We start from the raw sequence: 18,317 nt of genomic DNA on the forward strand, positions 1-18,317 counted from the left end.
GAGGGATCGGGGCGCCGGATGCGCCGGCAGCGGCTCGTCCGGAGGGCGGAACGCGCCGGATCGCGCCGTCTCCGCCCCGTTCCCCGCCTCGGCCGCGGGAGGCCGGTCCGCGCCGGTAGCGTTGCTCGGGTCGATGCCGAGCGAGGAGGGCGACGGATGCTGGAGGCGGTTCTCGCGATCGCCGCGTGGTGCGCGGGCGCGGTGCTCGTCGTCAGCGGCGCCCTGAAGCTCGGCCGCACGGAGCGGTTCCGGGCGAGCCTCGAGGCGCTCGGGGTCCCCCTCCTCCTCCGGCGCCGCGGCTGGTTCGCGGCCGCCTTCCCCGTCGTCGAGATCGCGCTGGGCGCCGCGGTGGTGCTGGCGCCCGCTCCGGCGCACCGTGCCGCCCTCGTGCCGGTGGCGCTCCTCGACGCCGTGTTCCTCGTCGTCGCCGTCCGCGCGGTCCGCGCGACGGAGGACGTCGACTGCGAGTGCTTCGGCGGGCTGGGCTCGGCACGGATGACCGGACGCACCGTCGCGAGGAACGCGGTGCTGCTCGCGCTCGCGGTCGCCGGGGCCCTCGGCGGGCTCGCTCCGGCCGCGCTGCTCGGCGGCGGCGGTGCCTCGGCGGCGGCGTCCGGGCTCGCCGCCGCTCTCGCCGCGGTCTCGCTCGTGCTGGTGCGCGACCGCCTTGCGGCGTCGACGGCCGCTCGCGTCCGGGCGGCCGCCCGCCTGTCCGCAGCCGACAGGGAGTCCGCGCCGGGGCGCGCGCCCGAGGGCGACCTCTCGGCCGCCGACCTCGCGTTCGTCACAGTGGCCGGCGAGCTCCTGACGCTCGAGGAGCTGTCCCGCCCGGCGACGCACCTCGTCTTCTTCTCGCCCTCGTGCGCCGCCTGCCACGCGCTCGTCGAGCGCTTCCGCTGGTGGCCCCACGGCCTGCGCCCGGGCGAGGAGCTGCTGCCCGTCCTCCTCGGCAGCCGCGAGGACTTCGCGGTGCACGCCGTCTACGGGCCGCTCGTCGACCACGCCCTCTACGATCCGGAGGGCCGCGTCGCCGCCGCCCTCGGCCGAGCGGGGACGCCGGGCCACGTGCTGCTCACGCCCGAGCGTCCGCTCGGCGACGGCTGGACCTCGGGAGCCGCGTCGATCGAGGCACGCGTGCTCCGGCCCGGATTCCTCGCCGAGCTGCAGGCGGCCGGCCCGGACCCGGCTCCGGCGGCCGGCGGCGCGGTACCGGCGGGGTGACGACGGCCGGCGGGCGGAGCGGTGCCGCCGGGCTGTCGACGACCGACCGACGGCGGCCGGGCTCAGCGGCGCTCGAACTCGCCGGACATCGAGCCGTGCACGGGGTGGGCGGGATCGTCACCCACGGCGCGGGCGGGATCGTCGATCTCCACGGCGCGGGACGGGGGCTCCTCGTCGCTCGCGTCGAGGCCGAAGCCGTCCTCGAGCAGCTCCTGGGCGATGCGGCTCGACAGGCCGCTCCTCTCGCCCGGTCCGGGGTCGCTCTCCGGGTCGACGGGGGCGGCGAACGCCTGCTCGAGTCCGGACGCCGGCATCCCGGCGTCGTCGATCGAGTCGGCTCGCCCGTCGAAGGGTCCTCGTGCAGGTCTCGGCATGCGCCCGAGCGTAGAGGACGGGCCCCCGGAGGTCGACGCTCCGTCGCGCACTGCCGGGCCGCCCGCGCGCCGGGTCAGTCGTGCAGCGACCAGGAGTGGGGAGCGACCTGGACGCCGCCGACGGTCGCCGTCTCGTCGCCGATGTTCAGCGCGAGCCGCGCGGTGCGTCCCTCCGGGCCCTCCGCCACGAGCATCACGGCGGTGTTGGAGAGGTCGACCGTGCGGGTGCTCGCGCCGACCAGCCACGGGTTCCGTCGGCGGAACGCGACGACCTCCTGGTGGGCCCGGTAGGCCTCCCCGCCCGGCCACTCGGCGGGCTCGGCCGGGAACTCCGGGCGGATCGCGTCGTCGCCGCCGATCCGCTCCTCCTTGACGCCGCGCAGGCCCCGCTCGTCGCCGGAGTAGATGCTCGGCACGCCGGCGACGAAGCCGAGGATCGCCGTGGCGTGGCCGTGGTGGCGCTCGTCGCTGACGGCGCTGGCGATCCGGGTCACGTCGTGGTTGCCGACGAAGGTCAGGGGCAGGAACTCGCGGACGAAGTCGTCGTGGCGCTTCAGGGACCAGGCCAGCTCGAAGAGGTTCGCCTCCTCGAGGGAGTTGCGGACGGCCTTCCAGAGCTCGTACTGCGTGACCGAGTCGAGCCCCGACTCCCGCACGTAGCCGGTGTAGTCGCCGTGGATGACCTCGCCGACGAACCACGCGTCGGGGAAGCGCTGCCGCACCGGGTCGATCGCCGCGTGCCAGGCCGCCGGCGCGACCGCGTACGCCGCGTCGAGCCGCCAGCCGTCGATGCCCCGCTCGAGCCAGTGCGCGAGCACGGAGGACACGTGCTCCGCGACCTCGGGGTTCCCGTTGTCGAGCTCGACCAGGGCGTCGTGCCCCTCGAACACGTCGACGCGGAGGCCGTCGACCTCCTGCGACCGCTCGCTGCGGGAGAAGCGCGCCGCCTCGGGGGAGCCCTCGCCGGCCGCGACGGCGGCACGCCACCAGGGGTGCTCCCGTCCCACGTGGTTGAAGACCCCGTCGAGCAGCACCCGGATCCCGCGCTCGCGGCACGCGGCGATCAGCGCGTCGAGGTCTGCCTCGTCGCCGAGGCGGGGATCGACCCGGAAGTGGTCGACCGTGTCGTAGCCGTGGGTGGAGGAGGCGAAGACCGGCCCCAGCAGCAGCCCGTTGCAGCCCAGCGCCAGCAGGTCGTCGAGCCAGGGGAGCAGGGCGCGGAGGCGGTGCTGCGGCTCGTCGTCCGGGCCCGGACCCTCCGAGGCGCTCGCCTCGGCGCCCGTGAAGCCGAGCGGGTAGACGTGCCACCAGATCGCCGTCGAGATCCAACCGTCCGTCTGAGCCATCGTGGCCGTCCTCCCGGCCCGCTCGGGCGCGGGCCGCCGTCACTGTAGCGAGGCGGGCTGGACCGGAGCCGCGCCCGCTCACGAGCCGGGCCGCAGGGCGGCGATCCAGGCCAGCACGGCGAGGCCCGCCCGCACGGAGGCGGGTGCCGTGACGGTGCAGACGAGCAGCGCGAGAGCCGCGCAGGCGAGCCCGGCCACCGCGCTCCTCCGCTCGCCCGCCCACCGTAGCGCCCGCACGGACGCGATCACCGCGGCGACCGCCACGGCGACGGCGGGGAGGGCCCAGAGCGGATGCACGGAGGACGCGAGCGCGAGCAGGCCCAGCGCGAGCGCGGCGAGGCCGGGCTCGTACGGCCGGCGAGCGGGAGGGTGCCGCCGGGGCGGCCGGGGGAGGGCCGCGTCGGCCGGAGCGGATGGAGGGAGGAGTGCCGTCGTCGTCATGAGCCGATCCTCGTCAGGCGGCGGACTCTGCGGAGTGGCGATCGGCGGATCGGTGGACGAGAGGCGCCGAGCGCCTCCTGTGGAGGGACCGACCGGCGCGATCGGCGTCGTTCCGGGCGTCTCGAGGCCGGAATCGCCGGAGATCCGGGGCGGGGCTGGTAGGTTACCGACGGTCCGACCGGTTGAGGACGTCCGTCCCCGGCCGAGGACGATCCATCGAAACCAGCTGTTCCGACAGCGAGAACGTCCTGGGAGGACACTCCATGGCTGACAAGTCGCTCAACCGCACCGAGCTCGTCGCGAAGATCGCCGCCGACTCCGGCCAGAGCCAGGCCGCCGTCAACGGCGTCCTCGACTCGCTCTTCACCACCCTCGCCGACTCCGTGTCGAACGACGTGAAGGTCACCATCCCCGGCTGGATCGCCGTCGAGCGCACCTCCCGCGCCGCGCGCACCGGCCGCAACCCGCAGACCGGCGAGACCATCCAGATCGCCGCCGGCCACTCGGTCAAGGTCTCCGCGGGCACCAAGCTCAAGGCCGCCGCGAAGTAGTCGCGCCCTCCGACACGGCCCCGGCACTGCGCCGGGGCCGTCGTCGTCCGCGGACGCGGCCGCCGATCGTCCGCGGACGCGGCTGCCGATCAGCCGCGGAACGTAGGCTGGCCCGGTGAATCGAACCGTCCGGATCGTCGGCCCTGCGCTCGTGCTCGTCGCCGCAGCGCTCGTCGCCCTCCTCGCGGCCCTGGCCTTCGGCGGGGGAGCCGCGGCTCCGCTGCTGAACGATCCCGGCCCCGTGGTCCGCTACGGCCTCCCGATCGCCAAGCTGGCCGTCAATCTCGGCGCCGCGGGCATGATCGGCTCGCTCGTGCTGACGCTGTTCGCGCTGAGCCCCCGCGCCGCCGCCGCCCGCGACGCCCGGTCCTCGTCCCGCTCTTCGACCGCTCACGCCTCCGCGCGGGGCGGCCAGTCCTCGCGCGGCGGCCAGTCCTCCTCCCGCGCCGGATCGACGCGCACCGCGGTCGCCCCCGCGCGCCCCGCGCCCGCCGAGGCCGCGCCCGAGCCGCGCACCGAGTTCTCGATCGCCCTCGACGTCGCCGCCGCCAGCGCCGCCTTCTTCGCGGCGGCCAGCGCGGTGACCGGGTTCCTCACCTTCCTCAACGTCACGCAGACGCCCCTGAGCCTCGACCGCGACTTCGGCACCAAGCTCAGCTACTTCATCGGCAGCATCGAGGTCGGCCAGGCCTGGCTCATCACGACGCTGCTCGCGGCCGTCGTCACCGTCCTCTGCTTCGCCGTCCGCAACCAGACCGCGCTCGTCTTCGTCACGGGCCTGGCCCTGCTCACGCTGCTGCCGATGGCGCAGCAGGGGCACGCGGCGGGAGCGAGCGGGCACGACGCCGCCGTCACGGCGCTGGGCCTGCACCTCGTCTTCGCGGCGATCTGGCTGGGCGGCCTCATCACCGTCATCGCCCTGCGGCCCCTGCTCGGCGGCTCCCGCCTGCTGCCCGTGATCGAGCGCTACTCCAGCCTCGCGCTCGTGAGCTTCGTCGTGGTCGCGGCGTCCGGGTACGTCAGCGCCGAGCTCCGGCTCGCCACTCTCGACAACCTGCTGACCGGCTACGGGATCCTCGTGCTGGTCAAGGTCGCGGCGCTGGTCGCGCTGGGCCTGTTCGGCGTTCTGCAGCGCCGCTACCTCATCGAGCGGATGCGGAAGGCCGGCGGTGTCGGCGGCCGCAGCTTCTGGTGGCTCGTCGGCGCCGAGATCGCCTTCATGGGGATCGCGTCCGGAGTCGCCGCGGCTCTCGCGCGCACCGCGACCCCGGTCGACCAGATCGCCGCGAGCCAGCTCACGGATCCGACCCCGGCCCAGCTGCTGACGGGCGAGCCCCTGCCGCCGCCCGCGAGCGCGATGAACTTCCTCACGCTCTGGAACATCGACCTGGTCTGGCTCCTGGTCTGCTCCTTCGCCATCGCGTTCTACGTCGCCGGAGTGGTGCGCCTGCACCGCCGGGGCGACCGCTGGCCCCTGCACCGCACGATCCTCTGGATCGCGGGCATGCTCCTCCTGGCCTACATCACGAACGGCGGGGTGAACGCGTACGAGAAGTACCTGTTCAGCGCCCACATGCTCTCGCACATGGTCCTCACCATGGCGGTGCCGCTGCTGCTCGTCCCGGCGGCACCGGTCACGCTCATCGCCCGCGCCGCCGCCCGCCGCACCGACGGCTCCCGCGGCGCCCGCGAGTGGGTGCTGCTCGCTGTGCACTCGCGCTTCGCCACCGCGATCTCGCACCCGATCGTCGCCGCGCTGCTGTTCGTCGGGTCGCTCTGGGGCTTCTACTACTCCCCGCTGTTCCGCTGGGCCACCACGGACCACATCGGCCACGAGTGGATGATCGTCCACTTCCTGATCACCGGGTACCTCTTCGTCAGCGTCCTGATCGGAGTGGACCCGAGCGTGCACCGCGTGCCCTACGCGATGCGACTCCTGCTGCTGCTGGGCACCATGGCGTTCCACGCCTTCTTCGGCCTCGCACTGATGACGGGGGAGGGGCTGCTCCTCGCCGACTGGTACGGAGCGATGGGCTGGGGCACGTCCGCGCTCGCCGATCAGCAGGCGGCCGGCGGCATCGCGTGGAGCATCGGCGAGATCCCCACCCTCGCGCTCGCGATCGTCGTCGCGATGATGTGGAGCCGCTCCGACGCCCGCGAGACCAAGCGCCGCGACCGCCAGGCCGACCGCACCGGAGAGGCCGAGCTCACGGCCTACAACGACCGCCTGGCCGCCCTCCAGAAGCGCGGCTGATCCGCGCCCGGGCCCGGGGTCCCGGCGGCCCGCGGGTACAGTGGAGCGGTGACTCAGCCGACCCTCTCCGACGAGCAGCAGCGGGTCTTCGACCTCATCGAGAACACGCGCGAGCACCTGTTCGTCACGGGTCGCGCGGGCACGGGCAAGTCCACCCTGCTCAACCACCTGAGCTGGAACACCGACAAGCAGATCGTCATCTGCGCCCCCACCGGCGTCGCGGCGCTGAACGTCGGCGGCCAGACCATCCACTCGCTCTTCCGACTGCCGATCGGCGTCATCGCCGACTCCGACCTCGACCAGCCGCCCGAGCTGCGCAAGCTCCTCAACACCATCGACACGCTCGTCATCGACGAGATCTCCATGGTCAACGCCGACCTGCTCGACGGGATCGACCGCAGCCTCCGGCAGGCGCGGCAGCGGCGCTCCGAGCCGTTCGGGGGCGTGCAGGTCGTCCTCTTCGGCGACCCGTTCCAGCTCGCACCCGTTCCCGGCGATCCGGAGGAGCGCGCCTACTTCGCCGACCGCTACCGCTCGCTGTGGTTCTTCGACGCCCTCGTCTGGCAGGAGGCGCCGCTGCGGATCGTCGAGCTCGGCCGGATCCACCGGCAGAGCGACGAGCGCTTCAAGTGGATGCTCAACGCGGTCCGCTTCGGCATGGTGACGAAGGAGATCGCCGACGTGCTGAACGCGGCGGGCGCGCGGACGCCTCCGGCCGACGACGCGATCACGCTCGCGACCCGCAACGACACGGTCAACCGCATCAACCAGGCGGCGCTCGCGCGGCTGAAGGGCCCGCTGAAGACCGCGTCGGCCGAGATCAGCGGCGACTTCGGAGGGCGTGCCTATCCAGCGGACCAGAACCTCGAGCTCAAGATCGGCGCGCACGTGATGTTCCTGCGCAACGACTCCGAGCAGCGCTGGGTGAACGGCACGATCGGCCGTGTGACGAAGGTCGCGGGGACGGTGTGGGTCGAGGTGGACGGCGAGGTCCACGAGGTCGAGCCCGCGACCTGGGAGCGCTACCGCTACTCCTACTCCGCCGCGACGAAGAAGCTCACCCGCGAGATCGTCGCCGAGTTCGCGCAGTTCCCGCTCCGCCTGGCGTGGGCGGTCACGATCCACAAGTCGCAGGGCAAGACCTACGACTCCGCCGTGGTCGACCTCGGGCAGCGCGCCTTCGCCCCCGGGCAGACCTACGTGGCGCTCAGCCGCATCACGAGCCTCGAGGGGCTCTACCTGACGCGGCCGCTCCGGCCGAGCGACATCATCGTCGACAAGGACGTGCTGCGCTTCATGTCCGAACGGCGAGCCGAGCCGGCCGCCGTCGCGGAGGCGTCCGCGGACTGACGCCCCGCGGAGGACGTGGGAGCAGGGGCCTCAGGCCGCCGCGCAGGTCCGGGCGAGATCGCGGAACAGCTCCGTCGTCAGCCGGTACGCCTCCGCGACCTCCGCGATGACCCGCTCGCGCTCCTCCTCGTCCCAGCCCGCGGCGTCGAGCTGCTCGCGATAGGTGGCGCGGAAGGCCGACGGTGCGGCGATCTCGCCGAAGAGGAAGAAGCCGACGCCGTTGGTCTCGAAGCCGAACCGCCGCTGCAGCAGCCCGCGGACGATCGCGCAGCCGGAGAGGTCACCGAGGTAGCGCGTGTAGTGGTGGGCGACGAAGCCGCCGCTCCAGCCCGAGGCCACGGTGCGGATCCGGTCGACGTAGGCGCTGGTCGAGGGCAGCGGGCGGATGCGCTCGCGCCAGTCCTCGCCGACGAGGAAGCGCAGGTCCTCCGCGATCGCGGGGAGCCGGGTGAGCTTGGCCGAGAGGAAGGGCTCCGCGACCGGATCGCCGGCCATGTCCTCCGCCACGGCCTCGAGGGCCTCGTAGACGAAGTAGTGCTGCGAGATGAGCGCGATGTAGTCGTCGCGGCTGCCGGAGCCGGTCATCAGCGAGGTCATGAAGGCGGCGCCCTCGTCGTCCGCGCCGGACTGCCCGATGCGCAGGCGTAGGGCCTCGGAGAACGGGATGACGTTCGACACGGTGGCCTCCCTCGGCGACTGAGGACTGCCTTACCTTAGCCGAGCGGAGCCGCTGGGACCAGAGGGCGTCAGTGCCCGTGTCCGCGGTCGACGACGGAGTGCATCATCCCGCCCATGTCGCCCGAGCCGCCCGAGGAGGCGGCCATGGCGGGGGTGGCGAGAGCGGAGACGGTGAGCGCGCCGGCCAGGAGTCCGACGAGAGCTCGCGACGGCGAGACGGCCTTCTCCTCGACGCGCGGAGAGCGGAGCGAGACGGCCACCACGGCGACCGCGATCAGCTGGAGGACCGCGGCGGCCAGCGCGGGGAGGGGCTCGGCGAGTGCGCCGAGGGCCAGAGCGAGGGCGAACGCCGCCAGGGAGGCGACCGCGACGACCAGCGCGGAGCGCGGCACGACGATCCGGCCGCGTGCCAGGACGAGGACCGCCCAGAGGATTTCGACAGCACCGAGCGCTCCGATCACCGGAGCCTGCACGCCCTCGCCGCCGGCGGCGAGCGAGAGGTGGACGAGCCCGGCGCCGAGTCCGGCGAAAGCGGCGTTGCAGCGGGCCACGGTGGTCATAGCGGCTCCTTCGCTGAATCGAGGAAGAAGAGGAGGCCCCGGATCGACACACCGCATCGTGTCGTCCGGGGCCGTTCAGTCCGTCCGCCGCGGAAAACGGCGGGCCCACGGCGGACGGAGTAGAGGGGGGCGGCGGGTGCCGCCCGGGTCAGGCGGTCGCGGTGGTGCGCGTCCTCGCCGTCTTCTCGGTGCCGAGTCCGACTCCCAGGAGCACCAGCGCGCTGGCCAGGTGCAGGAAGTGGTCGGCGGTGTTCAGCGCCAGCACGTTCAGAGCGGTGTCGACCAGGAAGAAGCCGACGATGCCGAGCAGCAGGTACACCGCTCCGACGGTCACGTTGACGGTCTTCGCCGCGGCGACGGTCGACAGGCCCGCGATCAGCAGTGCGCCTCCGATGAGCAGGTGGGCGATGTTGTGCAGCGGGTTCACCTCGAAGATGCCGAGCAGGAGCCCGCCTTCGGTCGAGAGGAACTGCACGCCTCCGGTCACGACGAAGCCGAGCAGCCCGACGACGACGTAGACGGCTCCGAAGAGAGTCGCCAGCAGTCGATTGGGGGATCTGCGCATGGTCTCTTACCTCCTTCGAGCAGCGCCTCTGCGCTGTACTCCCTCTCTTCGTAACCGGGCGCCTGCCGGTTTGGGAACGGGGTGGACTCCGCCGGTCACGGTCAGGACACGAATCGCGATCGGGCGCTCAGCGGCCCTCTCCGGCCCGACGGAGCCCCCGTACAGTGGTGCCGTTCGCAGACGACGGGGGAGTCGCACGGCATGGGATCTCGCAGACGGACGCGGACGGGGCTGCTCGTCGTCCCGGTCATCGTGCTCGCACTGGCCGGCTGCACGCCCGCCGCCGCCTCGCGCGTGGCGGAGGCGCCCGCGCAGGCGGCGTCGGAGGAGCTCGCCTCCGCCCTGTCGGGGTTCCTCGACGAGACGGTCGGCGTCGCCGGCGCGACCGGAGCGGTCGCCGGCGTCTGGTCGCCATGGGGCGGCAGCTGGGAGGGCGCGGTCGGCTGGGAGTCGGACGAGCGCGCCACCGCCCTCACCACCGACGCGCACCTGCGGCTCGGCACCGGCGGCACCGAGGCGATGACCTGCGACGTGGTCCTCGCCCTCGCCGACTCCGGCCGGGTCGACCTCGACGCCGACGTCGGCGAGACGCTTCGCTCCCTGCCCGGCATCGACGGCCTCACGCTGCGCGAGCTCTGCGCGCACACCTCCGGCCTGGCCGACTTCCGCTCGGCGCTCTGGCCGACCGTGCTCCAGAACCCCCCGCGGCAGTGGCCGACGCTCGAGCTGCTCGCCGCGGCCCAGGTGCGCGGCGCCTCGGCCGAGCCCGGAGCGGCGTGGTCCGACTCCGCCACCGGTCCGCTGCTCGCCGGCATCGTCGCCGCGCAGGTGACCGGTCGGAGCATCGGGGAGCTCTACGACCAGTACGTGGTGCCGCGGTACGGGCTGCGCAGCACGGAGCTGCCCGGCGCCTCCGAGGTCGACCTGCCCGCTCCGTCCCCCCGCGGCTACGCGGTCGCGCTGGACCCGGCGACCGGGGAGAAGCGCTGCGACGTGCGGCTCGACGTCACCGCCGCGTCCCCGTCCGCGCTCGGCGCCGCGGGCGGAGCGCTGACCGATCTGGAGGACCTCCGGCGGCTGGCGACGGGTCTCGCGGCCGATCCCGCGGACGACGCCATGTGGCGGGACCCGGTCGTCCAGGGCCAGGGCCGCGCCGACTACCTCCGCGCCGGGCTCGGCGGGCACGAGGCGGGACCCCTCCGCGGCTTCTCGGGCCTCGCGCCCGGCTTCGTCACCGCGGCGTACTCCGACCCGGTCTCGGGCCTGACCGTGGCCGTCTCGATCAACAGCTCGACGCCCGGCGGGGACTTCGCCGCGACGGTCGCCCGCACCCTGGCCGCCATCGCGGTCGAGCAGGGAGCCGCGGCGGGAGCCGAGGGCCTGCCCCAGCTCCCGTGGACGGCCGACGGCGAGCGCGGCGCCGTGCAGGGGACCCCGACGCGCTGCTGATCCGGCGGCGCCCTACTCTGGTGCCATGCCGATCACTCCCGACACCAAGGACTGGACCTGGGTCCTCGAGCGCCCGTGCCTCGAATGCGGTTTCGACGCCTCGCTCGTCGACGCCGACGAGGTCGCCGAGCTCATCCGCGAGAACGCCGCCGCCTGGCCCTACGTGCTCGACCGCGACGACGCGGCGGGCCGGCCCGACGACGAGACCTGGTCGCCGCTCGAGTACGCCGCGCACGTGCGCGACGTGCACCGCATCTACCGCACCCGTGTGCAGCTGATGCTCGCCGGCGACGACCCGCTCTACCCCAACTGGGACCAGGACGTCACCGCCGTGGAGGAGCGCTACGACCAGCAGGACCCCGCGACGGTCGGCCGCGAGCTGGTCGAGGCGGCTGAGCGCATCGCCGAGGTGTTCGACTCCGTCGCCGGTGCCCAGTGGCAGCGCCGAGGCCGCCGCAGCGACGGCGCGGCGTTCACGGTCGACACGATCGCCCGCTACTACCTGCACGACGTCCAGCACCACCTGCACGACGTGCAGGGCTGAGCTCAGGTGTCGATGAGCTGGGGATTGAGGAACGAGAGCGTCCGCGCGTAGGCGAGCGCCGCGGAGGCGGGGCTGACCGCGTCGCGCAGGTTGCCGTTCGCGAAGTGCCGCTGCGTGTCCGGGTAGGTGTGCGCCGTGACCGGCGTCCCCGACTCCTTCAGCCGCCCGACGAACGACTCCGGGTCGTCGCCCGCGGGCCACTCGTCGCTCTGCGCGTAGTGCAGGAGGGTGGGGCACGGGACCAGCACGTGCTCCTCCCCACCGAGGGTGGCGTAGTACGCGACCACCGCGTCCACGAGCCCGGTGCCCGCGGCGAGCAGCCCGAGGCGGCCGCCGAAGCCGAAGCCGATGACGGCGCTGCGCGGCGCCCCGGCCGCGACTCCGGTGCCGACCGCCTCGGCGACGGCGGCGAGGGTGCGGTCCTGCGCGGCCATCGCGGCGAGGTCGCGCGCGTCCTCCGGGGCGAGCGTGGCCCAGCCGTCGTAGAGGTCGGGCACGAGCACGTGGTAGCCGTGCTTCGCCACGGCCTCGGCGAACGGCTCCAGCCACGGCAGGCGCCCGAACACGTCGTGCAGCACGACCACCACGGGCCGGCCGGGGTGCCCGTACTCGAGGGCGACGCCCGGCGACGGGATCTGGACGAGCTCTGTCACCCCTCCACCCTGCCCTCTGCGTCCCGCGATCCCGCGCGCTGCCGCGGATCCGCCCGGCGTGTCGCGTCGAAACGCCGCGCGGGCGCCTCACCGCTCCGCGCGACCGTGCGGCTTCAGCGGCAGGACGACCTGCTCGCGCAGGTGCTCGTAGACGACCGAGGTGCGCACGTCGGCGACCTCGCGGCGCTGCGTCAGCTCGTCGATGACGAAGGCGTAGAGGTCCTGGTTGTCGCGGACGGCGACGTGGATGAAGAAGTCCTCCGAGCCGGAGGTGACGAACACGCCGACCGTCTCGTCGAGGCCGGCGACCCAGTCGCGGAAGGCCTCGATGATCTCGCGCGACGGCGGACGGATGCGGACCGCGATCAGCGCCTGCACGCCGCGCCCGAGGGCCGCGAAGTCGAGAGTGAGCGTCGCGCCGGTGATCACGCCGCGGCGCCGGAGGCTCCTCGTGCGGTCGAGGGCGGTGGTCGGCGAGACGTGCACGGCGGCTGCGAGGTCACGGTTCGTGATCCGTGCATCCGACTGCAGGACCTGCAGGATCCGGACGTCGAGTTCGTCGAGTGCCGCTCCTGGGCCGTTCTGCTGGTCGTTCATACGGAGATCCTGCCGAAGGGGAGCCCTCCTGCCTACTGTTCGTGACGTCGCTGCGCACGAACCGAGGAGCATCATGACCATCCCCGCCCCCGACGCCGTCGGCTTCCACCCCGACGAGATCGACACCGCCGCGCCCACCCGCTCGGCCCGCCTCAAGTGGGTGGTCGTCGTCGACGAGTCCCTCCCCGCCGGCCGCGCCGTGAACGCCGCGATCTGCGTGGGCGCCGCGACGGCCGCGCACGTCGCGGGACTGCTCGGACCGAGCCCCGCCGACGCGTCCGGATCGCTGCATCCCGGTCTGCCGTGGGCCGGCTGCACGGTCCTCGCCGCCGACGCGGCGACCCTGCTCGCGATCCGCGCGAAGGCCGAGGCGCACGACGGGACGTTCGTCGCCGACATGCCCGCGTCGGCGCAGGCCACCCGGGTGTACGACGAGTACCGGGAGGCGGTGGCGGCGAGCGGCTCCGACGAGCTGCAGTACCTCGCGGTCAGCCTGGTGGGGCCGAGGAACCGGATCGACAGGATCGTCGGGCGGCTGCCGCTGCTGGGCTGACGGACACCGCGGGGCTGCCGGACGCCGCTGCGCTGACGGACGCCGCTGCAGCGCCGGAGGAGGAGCCGCTCGCGTCGGGCCGGAGGACCGGCCGCAGACGAGGGGGGGGGAGGAGAGCGAGTGACGGGAATCGAACCCGCGCCATCTGCTTGGGAAGCAGAAGTTCTACCATTGAACTACACTCGCGCGGCGCCGCTCGGGCGCACCAGGACATCGTAGCAAGGCCCGGAGCCGGCCCATGCCCCGGGTCGCGCCACGCCCTAGGATCGCAGCGTGCTCCTCTCCGACCGCGACATCTCGCTCGAACTCGCCTCCGGCCGCGTGGGGCTCGCCCCGCACGATCCGTCGATGCTGCAGCCGTCGTCCGTCGATGTGCGCCTCGACCGCTTCTTCCGGCTGTTCGACAACCACCGCTACCCGTACATCGATCCGGCCGAGGACCAGCCCGAGCTGACCCGCCTGGTCGAGACGCCGCAGGGCGAGCCGTTCATCCTCCACCCGGGAGAGTTCGTGCTCGGCTCGACCTACGAGGAGGTGTCGCTGCCGGACGACATCGCGGCGCGCCTCGAGGGCAAGAGCTCTCTCGGACGGCTCGGGCTGCTGACCCACTCGACCGCCGGGTTCATCGATCCGGGCTTCACCGGCCACGTCACCCTCGAGCTCAGCAACGTCGCGACGCTCCCCATCACGCTCTGGCCGGGGATGAAGATCGGCCAGATGTGCTTCTTCCGCCTCAGCTCGCCCGCCGAGAAGCCCTACGGCTCGGCGGAGTACAGCTCGCGGTACCAGGGCCAGCGCGGTCCGACCGCGTCGCGCTCGGCGCTCGGCTTCCACCGCACGGACGTCTACACCGACTGACGCCGGCGAAGGGATCAGGGCGCGGGGGTCAGCCCAGCAGGCGGGGGAGCTGCAGCACGAGCCAGGGGGAGAACGCCCAGGGGGTCGAGCGGACGGCGGCGAGCGTCGACTCGGCATCGACCCACTCGTAGTCCATGACCTCGTCGAGGCGCGGATCGAGGGCGTCGCGGCTCGACAGCGTCGCCGTGTAGACGGGGCAGATCTCGTTCTCGACGACGCCGGACGCGTCGACCGCGCGGTAGCGGAAGTCCGGCAGGGCGACCTCCAGCGTGGCCAGCCGGGCGCCGAGCTCGCGCTCGGCCCGGCGGACGACGGCGTCCTCGATCCGCTCGCCCGGGGCGGGGTGCCCGCAGAAGGAGTTGGTCCAGACGCCCGGCCAGGTGCGCTTCTCGAGCGCGCGGCGGGTCACCAGGAGCGCGCCGTCCGGGGAGAAGACGTGGCAGGAGAACGCGAGGTGCAGGGGGGTGGCCGTGTCGTGCACGGTCGCCTTGTCGGCGACCCCCACGGCGTTCCCGGCCTCGTCGAGGAGGACCACCTGCTCGATCCGGTCCGTCTGCACAGTGGCGGCTGGCGAAGTCATACCCGCAAGTCAAGCACGCCGCAACACATCAGCCGGCTTATCGTCCTGGTTCTCCCCTTTGTTAGCCTTCCCACGTGGATACGCGCGACCCCGTGGTTCTGTCCCGGTTGAGGCAGGAGCACGTCGATGCCGTCCTGGACAGGTTCTTCTCGTTGGCGAGGTCCCGGGCGGTGCGTCTCGGACCCCGCTACCTGACCCTCTGGCAGACGCTGGAGGCCAACACCCGCGGCGGCAAGCGCTTCCGCCCGCTGATGGTGATCTCGGCGTACGAGGCCCACGGCGGCCAGGATCCGGAGGCCGCCGCCCACCTCGGCGCGGCGTTCGAGCTCCTGCACACCGCGCTGATCGTGCACGACGACGTGATCGACCGCGACTTCGTGCGCCGCGGCGGCCCGAACGTCTCGGGCAGCTACCGCGACGAGGCGACGACCGCGGGCCTCTCCATCCCGATCGCCGAGCACCGCGGGACCTCGGTGGCCGTGATCGCCGGGGACCTCGCCCTCACCGGCGCCCACCGCCTCGTCGAGGGCGTCGGCGCCTCCGACGGCGTGCGGGCCCGCCTGCTCACCCTGCTCGACGAGGCCGTCTTCGCCTCCGCCGCGGGTGAGCTGGCCGATGTGGACTTCTCCCTCATGCCGGGCATGCCCTCGGTCGACGAGGTGCTCGAGATGGAGCGCCTCAAGACGGCCGTCTACTCCTTCGAGGCGCCGCTGCAGGCCGGAGCGATCCTCGCGGGGGCCTCGGACGCCGCGGTGGACGCGCTCGGCGAGTTCGGCCGCTGGATCGGCATCGCCTATCAGATCGTCGACGACCTGCTCGGGGTCTTCGGCTCGGAGGGGCAGACCGGCAAGACCACGCTGGGCGACCTCCGCGAGGGCAAGCGCACCGTCCTCATCGCCCACGCGGCCGGCACGGACTGCTGGCCCGACATCGAGGCGCTGATCGGCGACGAGCACCTCGCGCCCGAGACCGCGGAGAAGGTGCGCGGCATCCTCGAGGAGTGCGGCGCCCGCAGCTACGCCGAGGGGCTCGCGAACCAGTTCGCCGATCGCGCCTGGGCGGCTCTGGAGACGCCCGCGGTGTCGGAGGCCTTCCGCAACGAGGTCCGCCCGCTCGTGGCCAGCGTGGTCGGGCGCACCCGATGAGCGCTGTCCGCCACGCGCGGATGCGCGCGACGATGCGCTCCGCCCGGCCGAGCCCCCGTACGGTGGCACGATGAGCCGCCAGAGCGAACTGTACGACCGCGTCGCGCACGAGTCGTCCGCGCAGGTGATCCGCCGCTACTCCACCTCCTTCGGGCTGGCCACTCGCCTGCTCGCGCCGGGCGTCCGCGAGCGGGTGGAGGACGTCTACGCCCTCGTGCGCGTCGCCGACGAGATCGTCGACGGCGTCGCCGCGGAGGCCCGTCTCGACCGGGCCGCGGTGGAGGAGTCCCTCGACGCCTTCGAGGCCGAGACCGAGCGCGCGCTCGCCTCCGGCTACAGCTCCAACCTCGTGATCCACGCCTTCGCGCGGACCGCGCGGGCGACCGGATTCGGCACCGAGCTCACCCGGCCGTTCTTCGCGTCGATGCGCGCCGACCTCCGCGAGACCGAGCACACCCCCGAGTCCTTCGAGGCCTACGTCTACGGCTCCGCCGAGGTCGTCGGGCTGATGTGCCTGCACGTGTTCCTCGCGGCGCCGGACGCGGGGCTCGTCTCCGAGGCCGCCCGCGCGCGGCTCGTGGCCGGAGCGCGCCGCCTGGGCGCCGCGTTCCAGAAGGTCAACTTCCTCCGCGATCTCGCCGCCGACGTCGACGGTCTCGGCCGCAGCTACTTCCCCGGAGTCGACCCGCGGGCGTTCTCCGAGCGCGACAAGGCCTCGCTGCTCGCCGACCTCGACGACGATCTCGCCGAAGCCGCCGCCATCGTGCCCGAGCTCCCGCGCTCGAGCCGGCGCGCGGTCCTGCTCGCCCACTCCCTCTTCGCCGCCCTGGCCGACCGGATCCGCGCGACGCCCGCCGAGGAGCTCCTCCGCGCCCGCGTCAGCGTGCCCACGGCCGCCAAGGCGGCGCTCGCGGCGAAGGCGGCCGTGTCGACGCTGGGCCCGCGCCTGGGCCCCGGCCCCGTCCGCGCGACCCGCTCGAGGACCGGCCCGCACCGCGCCGTCGTCATCGGCGGGGGGATCGGCGGACTCGCCTCCGCCGCGCTGCTCGCGCGCGACGGCTACGACGTGACCCTCCTGGAGGCGCGCGAGGCCGTCGGCGGCCGCGCCGGCTCGTGGGAGCACGAGGGCTTCCGCTTCGACACCGGTCCCTCCTGGTATCTGATGCCCGAGGTGTTCGACCACTTCTTCCGCCTGATGGGCACCAGCGCCGTGGAGCGCCTCGACCTCGTCACGCTCGACCCCGGCTACCGGGTCTACAGCGAGGGCGTCGACGAGCCGATCGACGTGCTCGCCGACCTCGAGTCGAACCTCGCGCTCTTCGAGAGCATCGAGCCCGGAGCGGGCGAGCGGATGCGCGCGTACCTCGACTCCGCGCGCGACACCTACGAGATGGCCAAGCGCCGCTTCCTCTACACGAGCTTCTCGTCCTTCCTCCCGCTGCTGCGCCGCGACGTGCTCAGCCGGACCGGGAGGCTCGGCCGCCTGCTGCTCACTCCGCTCGACACGTTCGCGGCGACGGCGGTCACCGACAACCGGCTGCGCCAGATCCTCGGCTACCCGGCCGTCTTCCTCGGCTCCTCGCCGTTCGCCGCGCCGAGCATGTACCACCTGATGAGCCACCTCGACCTCGCCGACGGCGTGCTCTACCCGATGGGCGGATTCACGAAGCTGATCGAGGCGGTCGCCGACGTCGCCGAGGAGGCCGGCGTCACCGTCCGCACGTCCTCGCCCGCGACGCGGATCCTCACCGCCCGCTCGCCCCGCGGCGGACGCCGCGGCGCCGAGGTCGTCGGAGTCGAGTTCACGGGCCCCGACGGCACGGAGCGGATCCCCGCCGACCTGGTCGTCAACGCCTCCGACCTCTTCACCACCGAGCAGTCGCTCCTCCCCGAGGAGCTGCGGACCTACCCGCCCGCCTACTGGGAGAAGCGCGAGCCCGGCCCGAGCGCCGTCCTCGTCCTCCTGGGCGTGCGCGGGGAGCTGCCCGAGCTCGAGCACCACACCCTGCTCTTCACGAAGGACTGGCGCGACAACTTCGACAAGATCTTCGGTGAGCACCCGACCGTCCCCGATCCCGCGTCGATCTACGTCTGCCGCCCGAGCGCGACCGACGCGAGCACGGCTCCGGAGGGGCACGAGAACCTGTTCGTGCTCGTGCCGATCCCGGCCGACACCTCGATCGGCCACGGCGGAGTCGACGGCGCGGGCGACGCGCGCGTCGAGGCCATCGCCGACCAGGCCATCGCGCAGATCGCGTCCTGGACCGGCGCGACCGACCTGGCCGAGCGGATCGTCGTCCGCCGCACCATCGGCCCGGCCGACTTCGAGAGCGACCTCGGCGCCTGGCGCGGCTCGATGCTCGGACCGGCCCACGTCCTCTCGCAGAGCGCCTTCTTCCGCGCCGGGAACGTCAGCAGGCACGTCGACGGCCTGCTCTTCGCCGGCAGCTCCACGATCCCCGGCATCGGCCTGCCGATGTGCATCATCAGCGCCGAGGTCATGCTCAAGCGCGTGCGCGGCGACGTGTCGACCGAGCCGCTGCCCGTGCGGGAGGCGCCGTCCGCTCCGGTCGCGCCCGTCGCCGTGGGGGAGTAGGC

19 protein-coding genes and 1 tRNA gene are annotated in these 18,317 nt (G+C 73.5%); 10 read left to right on the forward strand and 10 right to left on the reverse strand.

Annotated elements, in window-relative coordinates; all coding sequences use genetic code 11:
- Positions 1-156 precede the first annotated feature (156 nt).
- Complete coding sequence (locus tag C5C37_RS17875) at positions 157-1,221, forward strand: MauE/DoxX family redox-associated membrane protein (protein WP_104269452.1); 1,065 nt, start codon at positions 157-159, stop codon at positions 1,219-1,221.
- A 62-nt stretch (positions 1,222-1,283) separates the two neighbouring features.
- On the opposite strand, the gene C5C37_RS17880 is transcribed toward C5C37_RS17875, so the two are convergent.
- From C5C37_RS17880 to C5C37_RS08440, 3 genes are all read right to left on the reverse strand, one after another.
- Positions 1,284-1,595, reverse strand: a complete 312-nt coding sequence (locus C5C37_RS17880) for a hypothetical protein (protein ID WP_146076888.1) — start codon at positions 1,593-1,595, stop codon at positions 1,284-1,286.
- A 74-nt stretch (positions 1,596-1,669) separates the two neighbouring features.
- Entirely contained in the window at positions 1,670-2,941 is a 1,272-nt protein-coding gene (locus tag C5C37_RS08435) for an alpha-amylase family glycosyl hydrolase (protein ID WP_104260427.1), read from the reverse strand.
- Positions 2,942-3,019: 78 nt separating this feature from the next.
- Positions 3,020-3,382 carry a hypothetical protein gene (locus tag C5C37_RS08440; RefSeq protein WP_104222909.1) on the reverse strand — a complete coding sequence of 121 codons (363 nt, stop codon included), beginning with the start codon at positions 3,380-3,382 and terminating at the stop codon, positions 3,020-3,022.
- Between the two features lie 263 nt (positions 3,383-3,645).
- On the opposite strand from C5C37_RS08440, the gene C5C37_RS08445 reads away from it, so the two are divergent.
- From C5C37_RS08445 to C5C37_RS08455, 3 genes are all read left to right on the forward strand, one after another.
- The gene (locus C5C37_RS08445; protein ID WP_056037903.1) at positions 3,646-3,933 is read left to right on the forward strand and encodes an HU family DNA-binding protein; all 288 of its coding nucleotides are present in this window, start codon (positions 3,646-3,648) and stop codon (positions 3,931-3,933) included.
- Positions 3,934-4,048: 115 nt separating this feature from the next.
- Complete coding sequence (locus C5C37_RS08450; protein WP_258074080.1) at positions 4,049-6,187, forward strand: bifunctional copper resistance protein CopD/cytochrome c oxidase assembly protein; 2,139 nt, start codon at positions 4,049-4,051, stop codon at positions 6,185-6,187.
- A gap of 48 nt (positions 6,188-6,235) precedes the next feature.
- Positions 6,236-7,537 (forward strand): ATP-dependent RecD-like DNA helicase, encoded by a 1,302-nt coding sequence (locus C5C37_RS08455; protein ID WP_104222908.1) that lies wholly within the window; start codon positions 6,236-6,238, stop codon positions 7,535-7,537.
- A 30-nt stretch (positions 7,538-7,567) separates the two neighbouring features.
- On the opposite strand, the gene C5C37_RS08460 is transcribed toward C5C37_RS08455, so the two are convergent.
- The 3 genes from C5C37_RS08460 to C5C37_RS08470 all read right to left on the reverse strand — a co-directional run bounded on the left by C5C37_RS08460 (position 7,568) and on the right by C5C37_RS08470 (position 9,340).
- Positions 7,568-8,215 (reverse strand): heme oxygenase (biliverdin-producing), encoded by a 648-nt coding sequence (locus C5C37_RS08460; RefSeq protein ID WP_104226125.1) that lies wholly within the window; start codon positions 8,213-8,215, stop codon positions 7,568-7,570.
- A gap of 68 nt (positions 8,216-8,283) precedes the next feature.
- A complete protein-coding gene (locus C5C37_RS08465) occupies positions 8,284-8,775 on the reverse strand; it encodes a hypothetical protein (protein WP_104309351.1) in 492 nt (163 codons plus the stop codon).
- A gap of 148 nt (positions 8,776-8,923) precedes the next feature.
- The gene (locus C5C37_RS08470) at positions 8,924-9,340 is read right to left on the reverse strand and encodes a DUF4383 domain-containing protein (RefSeq protein WP_104262763.1); all 417 of its coding nucleotides are present in this window, start codon (positions 9,338-9,340) and stop codon (positions 8,924-8,926) included.
- Between the two features lie 201 nt (positions 9,341-9,541).
- Between C5C37_RS08470 and C5C37_RS08475 the strand changes: the two genes are divergently transcribed.
- Positions 9,542-10,789: a serine hydrolase gene (locus C5C37_RS08475; protein ID WP_104338791.1), complete on the forward strand. Its 1,248-nt coding sequence runs from the start codon at positions 9,542-9,544 to the stop codon at positions 10,787-10,789.
- Positions 10,790-10,814: 25 nt separating this feature from the next.
- Positions 10,815-11,333, forward strand: a complete 519-nt coding sequence (locus C5C37_RS08480; RefSeq protein ID WP_104222903.1) for a DinB family protein — start codon at positions 10,815-10,817, stop codon at positions 11,331-11,333.
- A gap of 2 nt (positions 11,334-11,335) precedes the next feature.
- Here C5C37_RS08480 and C5C37_RS08485 read toward each other — a convergent pair whose 3' ends face one another.
- Both C5C37_RS08485 and C5C37_RS08490 read right to left on the reverse strand, forming a co-directional pair.
- A complete protein-coding gene (locus C5C37_RS08485; RefSeq protein WP_104233076.1) occupies positions 11,336-11,986 on the reverse strand; it encodes a dienelactone hydrolase family protein in 651 nt (216 codons plus the stop codon).
- Positions 11,987-12,073: 87 nt separating this feature from the next.
- A complete protein-coding gene (locus tag C5C37_RS08490) occupies positions 12,074-12,583 on the reverse strand; it encodes an Lrp/AsnC family transcriptional regulator (RefSeq protein ID WP_104246932.1) in 510 nt (169 codons plus the stop codon).
- A 73-nt stretch (positions 12,584-12,656) separates the two neighbouring features.
- On the opposite strand from C5C37_RS08490, the gene C5C37_RS08495 reads away from it, so the two are divergent.
- Positions 12,657-13,136: a DUF2000 domain-containing protein gene (locus C5C37_RS08495; protein WP_104222899.1), complete on the forward strand. Its 480-nt coding sequence runs from the start codon at positions 12,657-12,659 to the stop codon at positions 13,134-13,136.
- Positions 13,137-13,251: 115 nt separating this feature from the next.
- Here the strand turns inward: C5C37_RS08495 and C5C37_RS08500 are convergent.
- Positions 13,252-13,322, reverse strand: a tRNA-Gly gene (locus C5C37_RS08500).
- Positions 13,323-13,409: 87 nt separating this feature from the next.
- Between C5C37_RS08500 and dcd the strand changes: the two genes are divergently transcribed.
- Positions 13,410-13,994: a dCTP deaminase gene (gene dcd / locus C5C37_RS08505; protein WP_104246931.1), complete on the forward strand. Its 585-nt coding sequence runs from the start codon at positions 13,410-13,412 to the stop codon at positions 13,992-13,994.
- A 28-nt stretch (positions 13,995-14,022) separates the two neighbouring features.
- Here dcd and idi read toward each other — a convergent pair whose 3' ends face one another.
- A complete protein-coding gene (idi, locus tag C5C37_RS08510; RefSeq protein ID WP_104337213.1) occupies positions 14,023-14,574 on the reverse strand; it encodes an isopentenyl-diphosphate Delta-isomerase in 552 nt (183 codons plus the stop codon).
- A 170-nt stretch (positions 14,575-14,744) separates the two neighbouring features.
- On the opposite strand from idi, the gene C5C37_RS08515 reads away from it, so the two are divergent.
- Both C5C37_RS08515 and crtI read left to right on the forward strand, forming a co-directional pair.
- Positions 14,745-15,719, forward strand: a complete 975-nt coding sequence (locus C5C37_RS08515; protein WP_244229492.1) for a polyprenyl synthetase family protein — start codon at positions 14,745-14,747, stop codon at positions 15,717-15,719.
- A 70-nt stretch (positions 15,720-15,789) separates the two neighbouring features.
- Positions 15,790-18,315: a phytoene desaturase family protein gene (crtI, locus tag C5C37_RS08520; RefSeq protein WP_104338792.1), complete on the forward strand. Its 2,526-nt coding sequence runs from the start codon at positions 15,790-15,792 to the stop codon at positions 18,313-18,315.
- Positions 18,316-18,317 lie beyond the last annotated feature (2 nt).

Origin of the sequence: Rathayibacter sp. AY1F9 (assembly GCF_002932155.1) — a bacterium.
GTDB lineage: Bacteria > Actinomycetota > Actinomycetes > Actinomycetales > Microbacteriaceae > Rathayibacter.